Genomic DNA, 17,023 nt, shown 5'->3' with positions numbered 1-17,023 from the left:
TATACTCTTATTTTATCCATAAACCAATAGCGAAAAATATTACTTGTGCGATGGCTGCGACCGCCAATGTTTTAACCGAACAAATAAACGTTTTCGTTTTGATTTGCTCTTTAAAAAATAGCTTTGTCTGTTTCCAGACAAACGGAAGGATTAAAAAAGTACCTAATAACGTAATCGGCGCTAATTTCAGTAATACACTTAAAGCAATTGCCAAAAAAGCAATGATGATTAACGCAACATATAAAACCATCGCTGCTGGCTTTTTAAGATAATGAACGAGTGTATATCGATGATTCATTTCATCTTCCTCTAAATCACAAATATTATTCGCTAACATTAAATTAGCAATCAAACAAGTATTCGGTAGTGAAATGATAAATACTTGTAGAATAGCAATAGGTGTCCATTCAAACGTTTGGAAAGTATTGATGTAAACACAAATTAATGTGATCATAAATCCCATTGTAAAGCCTGAAAAAAACTCCCCCAATGGTAAGCTAGATAATGGCTTAGGTCCTGAAGAATAAAAAATACCGATCAAATAACAATACAAACCCATCCACAATAATGGCCACCCGACAACAAAGGAAAGGCCAATCCCAATTAAAGCAGAAAGCAAGACCATCCAAAAAATCATTTTTCGAATCATTTTTAAGGATAGATTCTCCCGTCCAATAATATTGGTTTTTTCCTTATAATCATGTCCTTCTTTGGCATGGTGGTAGTCGTTATAGTTATCTAAAATATCAACTGCCATATTAAAGATAAACATCGCAACAAAATAAATGAATACGTAAAGGATATTCAGCGAGTGGTAATTATACCAGCTATAACAAATCCCTAAAAGAAAGGGAAATACGCTGGCCGTTTTCGCTTTTAACTCTACTAATTCAAAAAATATTTCTCTATTCAAATTATACTCCTCCTTGCTTTTTTTAGGTCATTTTATGCTTTCAGAATGATTTACTGTATTTCTAGCGGAACTTCGTATACAATCATATAGTATTGACGAATCGAAAGGACAAATGTTTTATGAATGACTACTGGAATGACTTTCCAAATATTCAGCAGCCGCTGACTGAAACCTGTTTATTAATTGAAAAGAAAATGAAAGTTAGAAATAAAGAAATCGAAGGTGCGCTGATTAAACTTACATATTCTGGTGGAAAATTACTTCGTCCCGCCTTCTTCTTTTTATTTTCACAATTAGGAAACGAAGCGAAACAAGATAAAGAACAGCTAATCAAAATTGCTGCCTCACTAGAAATTTTGCATATGGCTACCTTGATTCATGATGATATCATTGACGACTCACCTTTGCGCCGTGGCACGATTACGGTACAGTCACAGTATGGAAAAGATATTGCTGTCTATACTGGTGATCTACTATTTACTGAATTTTTTGAATTACTAGCTGAGGCAATGAATGGTTCAAGCTTTTTGCAAATCAATGCTAAAGCAATGAAACGTTTATTACTAGGCGAATTGGATCAAATGCACACTCGCTATAATCAAAAAATGAGACTCTCTGATTATTTAAGAAGTGTCGTTGGAAAAACTGCTGAACTCTTTTCGCTAAGTTGCTTAGAGGGAGCCCATTTTGGTCATTCCTCAAAAGAAACGCAACGCTTAGCTAAACGAATCGGGCGTCATATAGGAATCGCTTTTCAAATTTATGATGATATTTTAGATTATTCTGCGACAGTGGATACCTTAAAAAAACCAGTATTAGAAGATTTATCTCAAGGCGTTTACACCTTACCTCTATTGTTTGCGATTGAAAAAGCACCTGATCTTTTTTCACTGTATCTAGATAAAAAAGCTCAAATTACATCAGATGAAGCTCGAGCAGTAGCCTCACTTGTCCATCGTTTAGATGGTGTTGAAGAAGCGAAAAAATTTGCTACTAGAGTCACTCAAAAAGCACTAACCGATATTAATAAGTTACCAGATTGTCTTGCAAAAGAACAGCTAACACAATTGACAGAGCTATTATTACTGCGTACCTTCTAATTCATTAGCTATCAAAAATAAAAAAGGACTGGGAAAAAACATGCTTTGCTGTTTTTTATTCAGTCCCTTTTAACATCCTAAATCGAATTGGTCCCACGATCGATTGCATAAAGTTCTTGGTAATGGCTATTTTCCTTTAATAGCTGTTCTGGTGAACCACTCATTTCCAATTTACCATCTTCAATAAAAATCACGCGATCCATCATTTGCACGCCTTGTAGATGATGGGTAATCCAAATAATTGTTTTATCTTGCAACGTATTAAAGAACGTCTCTAGTAATCGTTGCTCTGTAATTGGGTCTAAACCTGTTGTTGGTTCATCTAATAAAACGATTGGTGTGTCTTGCAGTAAAATTCGTGCTAAGGATAAGCGATGACGTTCGCCTCCTGAAAACCGTAAACCAGCCTCATCCACCATGGTATAAATCGTGTCTGGCAAGGCCATCACCATTTCTTTCAGTCCAACACTCTCCAACACAGCCCAAACTTCTTCCTCTGTCGCTGATTCTTTTCCCAAACGAACATTATTTAGGATTGTTGTATGGAATAAGTAAGGCGATTGATGAATCACACCAATATACTCACTGATTTTATCACCAAGATCAGACGTTAATGTATGATCCAATTGAATCATACCACTTGTTGGTTTTAAATCACCGCGAATCAGTGTTGCTAGTGTACTTTTTCCAGAACCACTACGACCTAAAATAGCTAATTTTTCTTTCGGAGCAATAGTTAAATTCAATTGATCTAGTACTTTCTTGCTAGATCCTTGATAAGTAAATGAAACATTTTCAATCTTCAAATCAAAATTAGAGATTGTTTGAACATTTTTTTCATTTTCTACCTGCTGTTCATCAGGCAAAGCATTTAAACGTTTGATAGAATCATTATAAATCGTTGTTTCTTGCGCTGCTGCAGGTAATGGAGCAAAGGCATCAATCAATGGAAAAACAGTTAAGGTGAAAGCGGCAATCCAATTGGCTGCTCCTCCATGATTTCCTTGAAATCTGACACTTGTCCAAGCCAAAATTGCAACAGTAATCACGCCAAATAAAATTTGTAAGACTAAATCACGAAAACGATCAAAGCGCTTGATTTTATCATCAATTTCTCGTACCTTCGCCTCTTTCGCTTCATAAGAATGAACAAATTCAGTTCCTCTTTGACTAAATACCCAATCTGAAACACCTAAAATATTATCGGTCAGTACTTTATATAAATCATTTTTTGAAACTTTTTGTTTTTCTTGGCGTGCGCCATTGACTAAAACTGAAATCAACGGTAATAAGAAAATCACGATGCCGAGCATCAATAACATGCATAAGGCAAACCACCAAGAGAAGAAACCTAGTCCGATTACAATAAACACGTAAAGAATCCATGCAATCACTGTTGGAAAAATCGTACGTAAGTATAAGTTTTGGATATGATTGATATCTTCTGATAGAAGACCTAAAATGTCACCAGTTTGGTATTTTGATTTTAAAAAAATAGCATCTTTTTCTAACACTAAATAAAGTTTCAGCCGTAATTCTGAAGTCATTTTCAATACCCAATTGTGACTGACTAATCGCTCCACATAACGAAAGACTGGTCGACTGATCCCGAATGCTCGTGTCAAAACAATTGGGATATAGATAAGTAGAATATTTTCTGGCATAGAAGCTGCGCGACTGATCAAATAACCTGAGTTGAACATCAAGGCTCCTGCACTAAAAAAAGTTAAGAAACCTAGGAAAAGAGCAAGATAAAGCATCCCTCGATATCTCTTCAAAAAAGGTTTAACCCATTGATCGTTTTTAAGCATTTTTCTATTAATTGGGGCTTTTTCCATTAATTCGTCCCCCTCATTTTATTCATTAGATTTACGTAATAGCCATCTTTGGCAAGTAATTCTTCTAGCGTACCCATTTCAACCACTTGTCCTTTATCCATCACCAAAATAAAATCCATTTCTGCCATCCAATGTAGACGATGTGTAGCAAAGAAAACGAGGTGATTATCCATCAATGGTAACATTCTTGCCTTAATTTCAACTTCTGTTTCAATATCTAAATGTGCAGTTGGCTCATCAAATAACAACACGCGTCGTTCTTGATCCACAAATGCTCGTGCTAAAGCAACTCTTTGCGCCTGTCCACCACTAAGCATTCGGCCACTTTCTCCAATGACGGTTTCGATTCCATCTTCTAATTCATGCAGTAACGGCTCTAAACCAACTAACTGAATCGCTTCAATAATTTGCTCATCTGTTGCTTGAGGTGTATAAAAACGAATATTATTTGCCAAGGTTTCTTGAAAAATATACGGTGATTGAGGAATATATATAATTTGCTTTTGCCAATCCTTTTGTAGAAAATGAGGGATTTTTTGTTGCTCTATTTGGATATCGATTGGTTCTTGTATCGGTTCTAAAAAACCACTCAATACATTAATCAATGTCGATTTCCCTGAACCACTTGCACCAATAATTCCTATCTTTTGATACCCTTTAGCTAAAAAGGCAACCTCTTTTAATGCCAACTGTGTTGCTTCCTCATATTGAATAGATAAATGATTAACAGATAATGTGTCTTCCTCCGTCCACTCATTTAAAGTTAAAGCGTCTGTATTCGTCATTTCAGGAATAGTTAGAACGGCTTGAATCGCTTGAAAGGCATTTTTACCATCTAAAGTTGCATGATAGTCGCCGGCAAAATCACGAATTGGTAAAAAGAATTCTGGTGCTAAAATCAACGTCGCTAACGCTGGAAATAATAGCATGTTCCCATTCAATAAACTTAACCCTAAAAATACTGCTACCACGGCAACAGATAAAGTGGTAAAAAAATCTAACGCAAAGGTGGATAAAATCGCGATTTTCAACGTACTCATTGTCGCTTCTCTAAAGCGCTCACTAGTAGCATAAATACTGCGTGCATATTTTTTACTTAAACCAAACAATTTTAAGGTATCCAATCCACGTAATGAATCAATAAAATGATTAGACAACACTTGAAACGCTTTGTATTGCTTATCCGCCTTGCTCTGAGCCGCATAGCCTAAGACAATCATAAAAAGAATAATCACGGGAAAAACGACTAACAAAATAATTCCAGAACGAATATCTAGAAAGAAGACAACAATCAAAATCAACCAAGGAATGATCATCATGTTCATCATTTTCACTAAAATCAAGTTTAAATAGGTTTCCGTTTGTTGGATTCCTTCCAATGCCATTGTGACCATATTCCCTGTTCCCTTTTTCTGAACAACAGTCGGACCTAAACGGAAAATCTTTTGCAATAATTCTTCTCGAAGTTCTTTAGCAGAATCATAACTAAAGCGATCAACCATTTTTTCACGCAAATAAGTAATTAAATGGCGCGCTGTAAAAAAAATAAAAAAAGACAATACATTGCCCCATTGTTGTGTAAAATGCCCACCATTCCATAAGCCAGTAATTGCTTTAGAAAGATAAATTGCTTGCCCAATTATAAAGACTGCTTGCAGGAAAGAACAACCTGCAAGCAAGACAAGAATTTTTTTGATTTTAGGCATTTTGAAAATCGCCTTATCCATCATTTGTTTAATACCCCTCTGATACGGTTTCTGTAGTAATTCGTTTTCTAAAGATATAGTAAGACCAAGCAGTATAACCTAAAACAAATGGTAAGATCGTTAACGATACCCATGACATGATTTTCAACGTATAAGGTGTACTTGATGCATCTTTAATCAAGATATCAAATCCTTCTGTTCCAATCATAACACGTGGGAATAGCCCGCTAAATAATAGCGCCACTAAAACAACCATTGTTAAACCACTTGCAATAAAAGCAGCCATTTCTTTGCCTTTGAAGACACTCACATTTGCGATAACCGTTAAAATAACGATTGCGACAACTAGCAATAATGTAACTAAAAAGTTCTTTTCAAAGAAATCTGTATCGAAATACATTAACAGTGCAAAAACAACTAAACCGACATAAAGAACCCAGTACAATAATTTTGCATAATTTTTAGCTCGAGCTCTGATTGGACCATCTGTTTTTAATGCAATGTAATTTAATCCATGTAAATAACATAATAATGTCAATGCCACTCCACCAACTACAGAGAATGGATTAATATAGTCAGTAAACGTTGCAACCATATTTCCTTTTGCATCTAATGGCATTCCTTGAACCAAGCTGATAAATAAAATACCAAAGAAAAACGGTACAATAAAACTACCAATCGCTAAGGTCCAGTTCCAAAAGCGTTGCTTTTTACCAGCAGGCATCCGATGACGGAATTCAAACGATACGCCACGGATGATTAAACCAACTAAGATAATAAATAAAATCAAGTAATAGCCACTAAATAAAGACGCATACCAATAAGGAAAAGAAGCAAACATTGCGCCCCCAGCTGTTAATAACCAAACTTCATTGCCATCCCAAACAGGTCCAATTGTTTCAACGATTTGATCTTTTTCTTTTTCGTTATGAGCTAATGTCTCAACAGACATTCCAACGCCAAAGTCAAATCCTTCTAAAAAGAAGAAACCTGAGAACAACACACCGATCAAAACAAACCATAATAATTGTAATGAACTCATTTTTCAAAGACCTCCTTATCAAATGGATCTGTATTTGCTGATTGATTTTTGGCTAACTGTTTTTCTTCGTAATCAGGCCCTTTTTTCAATTCAACAGTGATTAAGTAAACCATGACAGCTCCTAATCCAGCAAATAATAAGAAGTAAACGATATTAGAGAATAATAAAGAATTCACTGAAACATTTGGTGAAACACTTTCTTCGATTGTGAATAATCCGTAAACAGTCCATGGATAACGACCTAATTCAGTAATCAACCAGCCTGTTGTATTCGCGATAAATGGAACAAACGTACATAACGCCATAATCCAAAGCATCCATCGTTTTTCGAATAAAGAAGCTTTTTTCTTTCGTGTAAAGATTAAACCGAATAGTGAGACTAAGAACATTAATACTCCGAAACCAGCCATCACTCTAAAACTCCAAAATAGTGTATTAACTGGTGGGTAATAGTTCTTATCTCCATATTTTTCTACTAATTCTTTATTGATTGAATCCATTCCAGCAACAGCGCCAGATGGTTTACCGTAAGATAAAATACTTAATACATATGGAATTTGAATCCCAAAGACTTGCTTATGCTCTTTTTCATTCGCCCAAGCAATCAAGGTCCATGCAGCTGGATCGCCTGAATCTTCGTAAGCACCTTCCATTGCCGCAAATTTCATTGGTTGATCTTCAATCAATGCTTTCATTTGAAGGTCTCCCGCGAAAAGAACACTTAAAGAACCAACTAGTGCCACCCATAATCCAACACGCATTGAAACTTTATGAAATGAAACATCACGTTTTTTCAAAATTTGGAATGCAGCCAGACCTGCTACAATCATTCCACCCATTGTCACTGCGCCTGCAATAACATGAGAGAACTCATACCAAACTTGAGGATTTTTAATCAAGGCTGCGAAATCAACCATTTCAGCACGCCCATTATTGATCACATAGCCTGAAGGATGTTGCATAAAACTATTGGCAATGATAATCCATAATGCTGACATCAAAGAACCAAAAACCACTAACCACATAAATGTAACATGTACTTTTGGTTTTACTTTTGTCCAAGTAAAAATCCATAAGCCTAAGAATGTTGATTCTAAAAAGAATGCAAGTAATGCTTCAACGGCTAATGGTGCTCCAAAAATATCACCAACAAAACGCGAATAATCTGACCAATTCATCCCAAATTGAAATTCTTGAATGATTCCTGTCACAACTCCCACAGCAAAACTTAATAAAAAGATATTCCCCCAGAATTTTGCCATTTTACGATAACGCTCATCTTTTTTTACCACATACATGGTTTCCATAATCGCTACGACTAACGCTAGTCCAATCGAAAACGGAACAAAGAAAAAGTGAAAGACAGTTGTCATTGCAAATTGGAATCTTGCTAATGAAACAATATCTAACATAAAAATAAATCCTCCCTTTTTTGTTTTCACATAAAGAAAGAAGCCTATTTGACTTTCAATCCTCTTAAGTTCATCAAATGATGAAAACCAGGTCAAAAATCAAATCAACTTTTCCAACTAGAGCTTGTGAAAACTTTCTATTAATATTAGAATAATTACAAATTAGAGTATACTCCTTTATTGACAAATTTCCAATCATTTATTCGTATTTTTTTTTAATAAGTGTAAGTTTTGATAAATAACAAGTGAAATTAGGTCTGGAAGATAGAATTTTGTTAAAACAAGAGCTAACAAAAAATATTTATTCTTAACATTCATAAATCGAACTGATAAAATTACGATTGATAAATTTTAAAAACCACTAAAATCATCGCTTAGAATATAGGATCTAAGAAATGATTTTTAGTGGTTTTCTTACTTCTCTCTCAGTAATTCATCAATCTTTTTCCATTGCTGCTTTTAAAGCTTGTGCTAAAGCACTTTCTGCGGGTTCTTCTTTTTGTGCGTATTTCTTCATAAGCTTGCGTTCTTCATGCTTCGATAATTTTTTGCTACGTTCTTTTTTATCGTGCATTTTTTCTGTAATCGAACAGAACTTACATTTGAAATATGCGCCATTTTTCCCTTCAATGATTTCCATTTTTTTGTGGCATTGAGGACAGCGGTGATTAGAAAGTTTAGGGTCTTTTCTACGACGATAACTACACTCTTGGCTCGAACAAACATAGATTTTACCGTCTTTCGTATTTTTTTCACGTAAATTGGCACCACATTCTGGGCATTTCTTTTGTGTTAATGAAAAGTCTTGGTACTTACTTTCGCTTTGCTTGATTTCACTGACCAATTTTTTCGTGTCTTGTTCAATTTCTTTTAGAAATTGTTGGCTATTCTTTTGCCCTTTAGCAATGGCTTCTAAGGTTTTTTCCCATTTTTCAGTCAATTCTGGCGTTACTAAAGATGGATTAACCAATTCTAATAATTGTTTTCCTTTTGGTGATACGAGCAAACCTTTCGGCGAACGCTCCATTAACTCTGATTTAATCAGTTTTTCAATGATTTCTGCTCGCGTAGCTGGAGTTCCCAAACTATGTTTTTCCATCAAACCAAGCAAAGTTCCTTCTGTTAAAGGTTTTGGTGGTGAAGTCAATTCTTTCTTAATCGTAAAATTAGGTGGGATTATTTTCCCTTTAACCCAATCCACCGAAGAAAGTACCGCTTCTTTTTCTGTTTTCCAACCAATTTGTTCCACTTTGCTCTGCTGGAATGTAAATTTTTCTTGGTCAAATTCAACTGTTACTTTTGTTTGTTTCGTTTTATGAGGTTCTGCAAATAAACCCAAAAAACGAGTAACAATCATTGAATATATTTTTTGCTCATCATTACTTAATTTTTCATAACGTGGTTTTTGTTCAGTCGGGATCAGCGCATGGTGATCTGTCACTTTGTCATTTTGAAAAACCTTAGTTAATTTGACTTGGGCACCATTTTTTAAATAGTTTTTCACTTCTGGAGCAAAATCACTAATGGCTTGCAGACGTTCTTTCATTGTTACTCGCATATCGGTGGTTAAATATTTACTATCCGTTCTTGGATAGGTCACGATTTTATGAAATTCGTACAAACTTTGAACCAATGACAAAGTTTTCTTTGCTGAAAATTGATATCGTTGGTTTGCTTCACGCTGAATTTCAGTTAAATCATAGGGTAATGGCGCTTGCTCTGTCTTTGTTTTTTCATCAATTGCCGTAACTTTTCCTTTGGTTTGGCTTAATTTTTTAACAAAAGCTTCGACTTGATTGCGCTCTTTAAAAGCATAAGGATTTTTTTGCACCAATTTTCCTGTTTCTTTTTCAACTTGTAATTCTACAGAAAAATAAGTTTGTGGACGAAAGACTTCGATCTTTTTCTCTTGTTGGCGAACTAATGCTAACGTTGGCGTTTGAACACGTCCTGCTGATAAACTATCTTGATATTTAACCGTTAAAGCACGGGTCACATTTAAGCCAACTAACCAGTCTGCTTTAGCTCTGGCAATTGCAGAATAGTACAAATTATCGTACTCTTTTGCTGGTCGCAATTTTTTAAATCCATCTTTGATTGCTCGATCTGTTTGTGATGAAATCCAAAGACGTTTCACTGGTTTAGAAAAATGAACGTATTCCAAAATCCAGCGAGCAACCAGTTCCCCTTCACGACCTGCATCAGTCGCAATTACTGCTTCGCTGACATCTTTACGATTGGCCAATTGTTTAATGGCTTTTAATTGATGCCCTGTTTTTGGTAAAGGTTTGATTCCAAGATTTTTCGGAATCATTGGCAAAGTTTCCATTTGCCAGGATTGCCATTCTTTATTAATATCCTCAGGCATTTTCAGTCCTAATAAATGACCTAGCGCCCAAGTTACAATTACATTGGATCCTTCATAGTAGTTTTTATTTTTTTTATTTGCTCCTAAAACCTTACTCAAATCTTTTGCTACGCTTGGTTTTTCAGCAATGATTAATTGTTTTACCATCTTTAGACTCCTTGTTTACGGTTAATCTGAACATTCGAATTTTTATCGGTTTCAAACTTTGCCTCATTTCTTTTGATTTATTTAGTATATCATTCCTGCCTTTAAATTTAAATCTTCTAACTAAACCTTTATTTTGAATTAAAAACTACTTTATGCACAAAAAAAGCAATCGTTTCAGCAATTTATTTCACTTTGGTTCTCTTACCAAAATGAATATTTCCCTGTCCGTTGCTTTTTTATTTTGATTCTGCGCACCTTTGCTTTTCCAGTTAGTTGTTTACTCGTTGACAACTTTTGGGTTTACAGCAATCATTTGTTCTTTTCGTAAAATCATTGCCACTTTCAAAAGTTACTGCCTGATAGTCTTTTAGTAAGGCCAATCCTTTATATTGCTGTAAATCTTCATCACATTCATCACACCAACGTTCATCCCCTTCATTCCAAAAGGCCGCTAAGTAATTTGCTTTGGTATTTATATATGTATATGATGAGGATAACTCTTGCCATTTTTTTACATAATAGCATTCTGCTTGAGCTAAAGAATCAAATTCTTCTTCTTCAACAATATCTTCTTGCCATTCTTCAAAAAACCACCATGGCTCGTTATCACCATACATGATAATAACTTGATACATAGTTTCTCCTCCAATTCTTGATTACACTCACTATTTTAAGCAGTGCTGTCTTTTTATGCAACTCACGCGCTTGTGAAAAGCTCATTTAATAAAAAAAGGCTGTTTTTTATTCTCTATCATTTTTATGACATAAAAATCGACTTTCCTAAGCAACACTGTGATTGCGAAAATCGCCCGCTTTTGCTACACTAACTAAAACAAGGAAAGGATTTTTTTTACATATGAATAAACCAGTTTTTTGGAATTCTATCGGAATTTATCTTCTATTATATAATAATATTTTATTGATCATTTCACTGATTTTGTCTATGAAAGCTTTAATCGAAGGAACAGCAACTTTTTCATCTGCAGTTTGGTACCAGATTCTTGTTTTCATTATTTATTTACTCGTAGTTGCTGGTTTATTTATGGGCGGTAAGATTGGATATGTCCTAGCCGTTTTATTTATTCCTTTTATCGTTTTTCTTTATTTTTACCCACCATTAATGGTCAGCATGTTTCCAAAAATCATCATGCAGCCGTTTCGTTTGGTTGAGTTAGTGGCTTTTATTTATCTAGTGCTTTCACCAAAATCTAGAGAGTATTTAAAAAATTGTTAATGCCTTTAATTGAAAAAGTGGTTGGACACAAAGAAAAACTGTCCAGACCACTTTTTTAGTTTAAATATATTGTAACGTCTTTTCATCTTGATACGCGAAATCAATCAAGCCGCCACCTAAGCATTCCATTCCATCGTAGAAAACAACCGCTTGTCCTGGTGTAATCGCACGAACAGGTTCTGAAAAAATGACCTTTGCTTTTGTTTGATCTTCATTCAAAAATACCTTAACCGGAACATCTTGTTGACGATAACGGAATTTAGCGGTACAAGTAAATTCCCGTGGCATTTCTTTATCAACTGTAAAATGGATTTGACTGGCATCTAAGTGTGTTGCATATAATTTTTCATGATGGAATCCTTGCCCCACATATAAAGTATTCGACGCTAAATCTTTGCCAATTACAAACCAAGGTTCTTGAGATCCTTTACTACCACCAATCCCTAGTCCTTGACGTTGCCCGATTGTATAGTACATCAACCCATCATGTTGCCCTTTGATTTCGCCATCTTCAGTAACCATATTCCCTTTTTGAGCAGGCAAATAGTTACTTAAAAATTGTTTGAAATTCTTTTCGCCAATAAAACAAATACCAGTGGAATCTTTTTTCTTCGCGGTCGCTAGATTTGCTCGTTCAGCAATAGCACGAACTTCTGATTTTTCCATCCCACCTAAAGGAAACATTGTTTTCGCTAATTGTTCTTGTGATAGTTGACTTAAAAAATACGTTTGATCTTTATTATTATCCACACCGCGCAACATTTTGACTTCACCATTTGCTTGGCGTTCAACTTGCGCATAATGTCCTGTCGCAACATAATCGGCACCTAATTGCATCGCATAATCCAAGAAAGCTTTAAATTTAATTTCTTTATTACACATAACGTCAGGATTTGGGGTTCTACCCGTACGGTATTCTTCAAGAAAATATTCAAAGACACGATCCCAATACTCTTTTTCAAAATTTACAGAATAATAGGGAATTCCGATTTGATCGGCAACTTTTGCCACATCCTTATAATCCTCGGTTGCTGTACACACACCATTTTCATCGGTATCATCCCAATTTTTCATAAAGATACCAACTACATCGTAGCCTTGCTCTTTTAAAAGCAATGCTGTAACAGAAGAATCAACGCCACCGCTCATGCCGACAACGACACGCGTTTTGCTGTTATCTGTCATTTGATCACCATCATTTCAATTTAGATTCTGAAATCATCTACGATTTGAAGGTCGCAACTTTTCAGTAAATTTTATTATACTACGATTTAAAAAAAATGGATACTTGTAAAATTTATATTTACTAAATCCTTTTAAAAGACCGTTCTTGCTTCTTTCATAAAAAAAGAACTTTCATATTTTCAAAAATTTACTAACATCTTTAAACAAAAAAACAGCAATGAACTTTCATCCACCACTGCCCTTTATTCATTTCTAAAAATACTAAACTTTTTCTAAAACGCCACGACTGATCATACCATCCATCAAAAAGTAAAATTTTTCTTGGCTCATATCATGTTGTGTTCCTTTAAAAATATTCATTGATTTTAAGCCATTTGCTGTTGTGATTGACATTTTCAATGTTTTTAAATCACCAGCAATTGTGATTTTTAATTTGAAGCCTTCTTTACTTTGTGGTGTTGCATCCAATGGACGAATCAATTGGAAATTCCCCGAATTAGTTTCAGAAAAACCATTATCTTTTAATGTATATTTTTTTGCATTCGCATTGACTTTGTAGACAACCGCTGCACCTTCAACCGTTGCTGTTTCTTTAAATGCCATTCTTCCACCTCTTTTTTTCTTATCTACTTTTATTATAGTGTTTCTTCATCACTTTGACTAGGGAAAATCTTGTTTTCTACTACTTTTTTAGAACGTTATCTTTTTATTATTTTAATCAATGTTTCGCTAAAACGAAGAATTTCGTCTTCCTTATTACCTAGTCCAAAACTAATGCGAACCGATTCTTTGACCGCAGGATGATCTTTGCCATACATTGCTTCTAAGACATGAGAAGGTTCAATCGTACCTGCTGTACAAGCAGATCCTGTTGAAATCGCAAGTCCTTGTAAATCAAGTTGCATTAGCAATAATTCACTAGGGAAACCTTTGATCCACAAGTTCAAAATATGAGCTAAATTATGTTCACGATCTCCATTGACTTCAAAATCAATTTCCGCTTCATTCAATTCACGAAGAATCAACTCTTGGAAATAGCTGTATCGTTCTTTTTGTTGCTGTTTTTTTTCATCCGTCAATAGTTTAACGGCAGTTGCCATACCAGCAATTCCCGCTACATTTTCTGTTCCCGCACGACGCTTTTCTTCTTGTTCTCCTCCACGCATAAATGGTGGGAAATTAATCGCATCATTTTTATATAGAAAGCCGATTCCTTTAGGTCCATTGATTTTATGAGCGGAAATACTCAATAAATCAATTCCTAAGTCATAAGGATTAATTAGCTCAGAACCAAAAGCTTGAACAGCATCCGTATGAAATACCGCTGAATGTTCTTTTAGTAACGCACCAATTTCCTGAATCGGTAAGATATTTCCAATCTCATTATTCCCATACATAATAGATACCAAGGTCGTATCTTCTCTTAAGACTTCTTTTAATTCAGCTAAAGAAATTTGACCTTGCTTATTCACACTAAGATAAGTCACTTCATAACCTAAATGGCTTAAGTATCCCATTGACTGAAGTACCGCTGGATGTTCAATTGCAGTCGTAATAATGTGTTTCCCTTGCTCTGCTCTAGAAAGAGCCGTTTGAATAATTGCTGTATTATCCCCTTCCGTTCCACCACTATTAAAAATAATTTCGTGCGGTTTTACGTTTAAATTTGTAGCAATCACTTGACGTGCTTCTTCCAATGTCTTATGTGCTTGTCTACCAAATGAATGAATACTAGAAGGATTCCCATAATTTTCATTCATTTCGGTTAGGATCGTTTGAACAACATCGGGATGGATCGGTGTTGTAGCTGCATGATCTAAATAAATTCGTTCCAATTTGCTCATCCTTTCTGATCCATTTTTACTGAAATTATTTTAGCATAAAACTACTTGTTCCTCAAAATCAGTTACTGAATTTTTTTCAAGCTTTGTTCTTTTTGATAAAGGTAAATATTTCCGTAAGTGAAAATTGCAATTCCAGCCCAGATAAAGCTAAATGAGAAAAATTGCGCCTGAGAATACGGTTCATGGAATAAAAAGACCGCAAATAAAAGCATGATTGTTGGGTTTACATATTGAATAAAGCCTAAAATAATATAAGAAATTCTTTTCGCTGCTTCCGCAAACAATAGTAATGGAATCGCCGTGACCACACCTGCCCCCATTAATAATAAATTAGTTGATACAGAATACGTCATAAATCCTTGATCTGAAAAAAAGAAAAGATAAATCATAGCAATCGGTAAAATAATAAAGGTTTCAATAGTTAACCCTGTATAAGAGCTAATTGCAACTCTTTTTTTGATTAAACCATAAATACTAAAAGAAAACGCCATAATCAATGAAGCATAAGGTATTTCACCTGTTTGTATCGCTAGTAAAATAACGCCTGTAAAAGCAAGCAAACAAGCAATTAAGCCAAAACGACTTAATCTTTCCTTTAAAACAAACGTAGCTAAAAGTACATTTACTAAAGGATTCATGTAATAACCTAAACTTGCCTGTGTCACATGCCCATGACTAACAGAATAAATAAACGTAAACCAGTTGATTGAAATCAAAATTGAAGCACAACTTATAGCAAATAGTTTCTTTTTGTCTTTAAAAACTGCTTTGACCTCTACTAAAAAACTTGTCCATTTTTTAGTAAAAAGAAGATAGAGTAACATAAATATAAATGACCAAATGATTCGATAACATAAAATATCAATGGCTGTGACATCCGGTAATAATTTCCAATATAGTGGAATAATTCCCCAAAGAATATACGCACAAAAGCCTAACAAAATTCCTTTTTTCTGACCTTCCACACTTAACCCCCGTCCATCTGAACTTTTTGTTCAGAAATAATATAAACACTTCGAATAATCATGGCATTGTTTTATAAAGAAAAAGAGTGTCAGACGACATTAATATATCGTCTACTACTCTCTTAAATAAAGCCAGGCTACGTTCTAAAAGCTATTAAAAATATAAATTAGAATATTTAATGTGAAATGAGACTAAACTCTTAGTATATAAATTTGAAGCAAACATACAAATTACTTTTTCTTTTCCAAACTAAACAATGGACTCATTGGTGTATTTTCATGAATTCGTTTAACCGCTTCTCCCATCAATTCTGCACATGAAACAACCTGTAAAGCATTTGGTTTATTATCCTCTGCTAAAAATACTGAATCTGTTATACAAATTTGTTCAATAGGAGACTGATCCAGCAATTCTTTGGCATTTTTTGTCAACAAACCATGAGAAGCACATGCGAAAATACGTTTTGCACCATTTTCTTGCAAGATTTTTGCAGCTGTCACTATTGTTTCAGCTGTATTCAAAATATCATCCACTAAAATACAAGTTTTCCCTTCGATATCACCAATCACATAGCCGCTACGTACACCGTCTACTTCTTCTTGATCGACAATCGCTAAGGTTGCATCCAAATATTCTGATAAACTTCTCGCTCGTTGGACGCCACTATTTTTAGGAGAAACAACCACGATATCTTCTCCAACTAACTCTGCTTTTCGATAATGATGAGCAAATAAAGGCATTGTAAATAAATTGTCAACAGGAATATCGAAAAAGCCTTGTACTTGTACTGTATGTAAATCCAAAGTCAACACACGAGTTGCGCCTGCTTCTTCTAACATATTTGCTACTAATTTTGCCGTAATTGGTTCTCTAGGTTTTGCTGTTCGATCTTGACGCGCATAGCCATAGTACGGTAAAACAACATTGATTGTTTTCGCACTCGCACGTTTTAAAGCATCAATCATGATTAATAATTCCATCAAATGGTCGTTAACAGGTAAGTTGGTTGATTGTACAAGATAAACATGGTCACCACGAATGCTTTCGTCAATATTTACTTGAATTTCTCCATCACTGAATTGTCGTGAAGTACTTTTTCCTAATTCAGTTCCGATTACTTTAGCGATTTTTTCTGCTAAAGGACGATTAGCATTTAGGCTAAATATTCGTAATGTTTCATCTTGATATGTATGGGTCATGGTTTCCTCCAAAATTAAATAATTTTCAGCTTCAAAAGCATTACATCTATTTTAGCATTTTTTCATAAA

The 17,023-nt window shown here is 34.7% G+C and carries 14 protein-coding genes; 2 read left to right on the top strand and 12 right to left on the bottom strand.

What is annotated here, in order from left to right; genetic code table 11:
- Positions 1 to 7 precede the first annotated feature (7 nt).
- Positions 8 to 913 carry a 1,4-dihydroxy-2-naphthoate polyprenyltransferase gene (locus ACYSNW_RS15405; RefSeq protein ID WP_461745982.1) on the bottom strand — a complete coding sequence of 302 codons (906 nt, stop codon included), beginning with the start codon at positions 911 to 913 and terminating at the stop codon, positions 8 to 10.
- 119 nt (positions 914 to 1,032) lie between these two features.
- Here ACYSNW_RS15405 and ACYSNW_RS15400 point away from each other — a divergent pair, with 119 nt between their 5' ends.
- Positions 1,033 to 2,013, top strand: coding sequence for a polyprenyl synthetase family protein (locus ACYSNW_RS15400; protein ID WP_461745980.1), 981 nt, complete (start codon positions 1,033 to 1,035; stop codon positions 2,011 to 2,013).
- Positions 2,014 to 2,090: 77 nt separating this feature from the next.
- Here ACYSNW_RS15400 and cydC read toward each other — a convergent pair whose 3' ends face one another.
- The 6 genes from cydC to ACYSNW_RS15370 all read right to left on the bottom strand — a co-directional run bounded on the left by cydC (position 2,091) and on the right by ACYSNW_RS15370 (position 11,161).
- Positions 2,091 to 3,851, bottom strand: a complete 1,761-nt coding sequence (gene cydC, locus ACYSNW_RS15395) for a thiol reductant ABC exporter subunit CydC (RefSeq protein ID WP_461745978.1) — start codon at positions 3,849 to 3,851, stop codon at positions 2,091 to 2,093.
- Entirely contained in the window at positions 3,851 to 5,581 is a 1,731-nt protein-coding gene (cydD, locus tag ACYSNW_RS15390) for a thiol reductant ABC exporter subunit CydD (RefSeq protein WP_461745976.1), read from the bottom strand. The genes cydC and cydD overlap by 1 nt, the downstream gene beginning before the upstream one ends.
- A 4-nt stretch (positions 5,582 to 5,585) precedes the next feature.
- Positions 5,586 to 6,599, bottom strand: coding sequence for a cytochrome d ubiquinol oxidase subunit II (gene cydB / locus ACYSNW_RS15385; RefSeq protein ID WP_461745974.1), 1,014 nt, complete (start codon positions 6,597 to 6,599; stop codon positions 5,586 to 5,588).
- Entirely contained in the window at positions 6,596 to 8,011 is a 1,416-nt protein-coding gene (locus ACYSNW_RS15380) for a cytochrome ubiquinol oxidase subunit I (RefSeq protein WP_461745973.1), read from the bottom strand. Before ACYSNW_RS15380 ends, cydB begins: the two co-directional genes overlap by 4 nt.
- Before the next feature lie 436 nt (positions 8,012 to 8,447).
- On the bottom strand, positions 8,448 to 10,526 hold the full coding sequence (locus tag ACYSNW_RS15375) for a DNA topoisomerase III (RefSeq protein ID WP_461745971.1): 2,079 nt from the start codon (positions 10,524 to 10,526) through the stop codon (positions 8,448 to 8,450).
- Between the two features lie 269 nt (positions 10,527 to 10,795).
- The gene (locus ACYSNW_RS15370) at positions 10,796 to 11,161 is read right to left on the bottom strand and encodes a DUF1033 family protein (RefSeq protein ID WP_461745969.1); all 366 of its coding nucleotides are present in this window, start codon (positions 11,159 to 11,161) and stop codon (positions 10,796 to 10,798) included.
- A 221-nt stretch (positions 11,162 to 11,382) separates the two neighbouring features.
- Here ACYSNW_RS15370 and ACYSNW_RS15365 point away from each other — a divergent pair, with 221 nt between their 5' ends.
- Positions 11,383 to 11,760 (top strand): hypothetical protein, encoded by a 378-nt coding sequence (locus ACYSNW_RS15365; RefSeq protein WP_461745967.1) that lies wholly within the window; start codon positions 11,383 to 11,385, stop codon positions 11,758 to 11,760.
- Positions 11,761 to 11,820: 60 nt separating this feature from the next.
- Here ACYSNW_RS15365 and mnmA read toward each other — a convergent pair whose 3' ends face one another.
- The 5 genes from mnmA to ACYSNW_RS15340 form a co-directional block, all read right to left on the bottom strand.
- Complete coding sequence (gene mnmA / locus ACYSNW_RS15360; RefSeq protein WP_461745965.1) at positions 11,821 to 12,945, bottom strand: tRNA 2-thiouridine(34) synthase MnmA; 1,125 nt, start codon at positions 12,943 to 12,945, stop codon at positions 11,821 to 11,823.
- A 261-nt stretch (positions 12,946 to 13,206) separates the two neighbouring features.
- Entirely contained in the window at positions 13,207 to 13,548 is a 342-nt protein-coding gene (locus ACYSNW_RS15355) for a DUF1831 domain-containing protein (protein WP_461745963.1), read from the bottom strand.
- A gap of 95 nt (positions 13,549 to 13,643) precedes the next feature.
- Positions 13,644 to 14,780: a cysteine desulfurase family protein gene (locus ACYSNW_RS15350; protein ID WP_461745961.1), complete on the bottom strand. Its 1,137-nt coding sequence runs from the start codon at positions 14,778 to 14,780 to the stop codon at positions 13,644 to 13,646.
- A 71-nt stretch (positions 14,781 to 14,851) separates the two neighbouring features.
- Positions 14,852 to 15,754 carry an EamA family transporter RarD gene (gene rarD / locus ACYSNW_RS15345; protein WP_461745959.1) on the bottom strand — a complete coding sequence of 301 codons (903 nt, stop codon included), beginning with the start codon at positions 15,752 to 15,754 and terminating at the stop codon, positions 14,852 to 14,854.
- Between the two features lie 231 nt (positions 15,755 to 15,985).
- Positions 15,986 to 16,954, bottom strand: a complete 969-nt coding sequence (locus ACYSNW_RS15340) for a ribose-phosphate diphosphokinase (protein ID WP_461745957.1) — start codon at positions 16,952 to 16,954, stop codon at positions 15,986 to 15,988.
- Positions 16,955 to 17,023 lie beyond the last annotated feature (69 nt).

The sequence above is a fragment of the Enterococcus sp. LJL99 genome (genome assembly GCF_054871725.1).
This window is presented reverse-complemented; position numbering and strand designations above follow the sequence as displayed.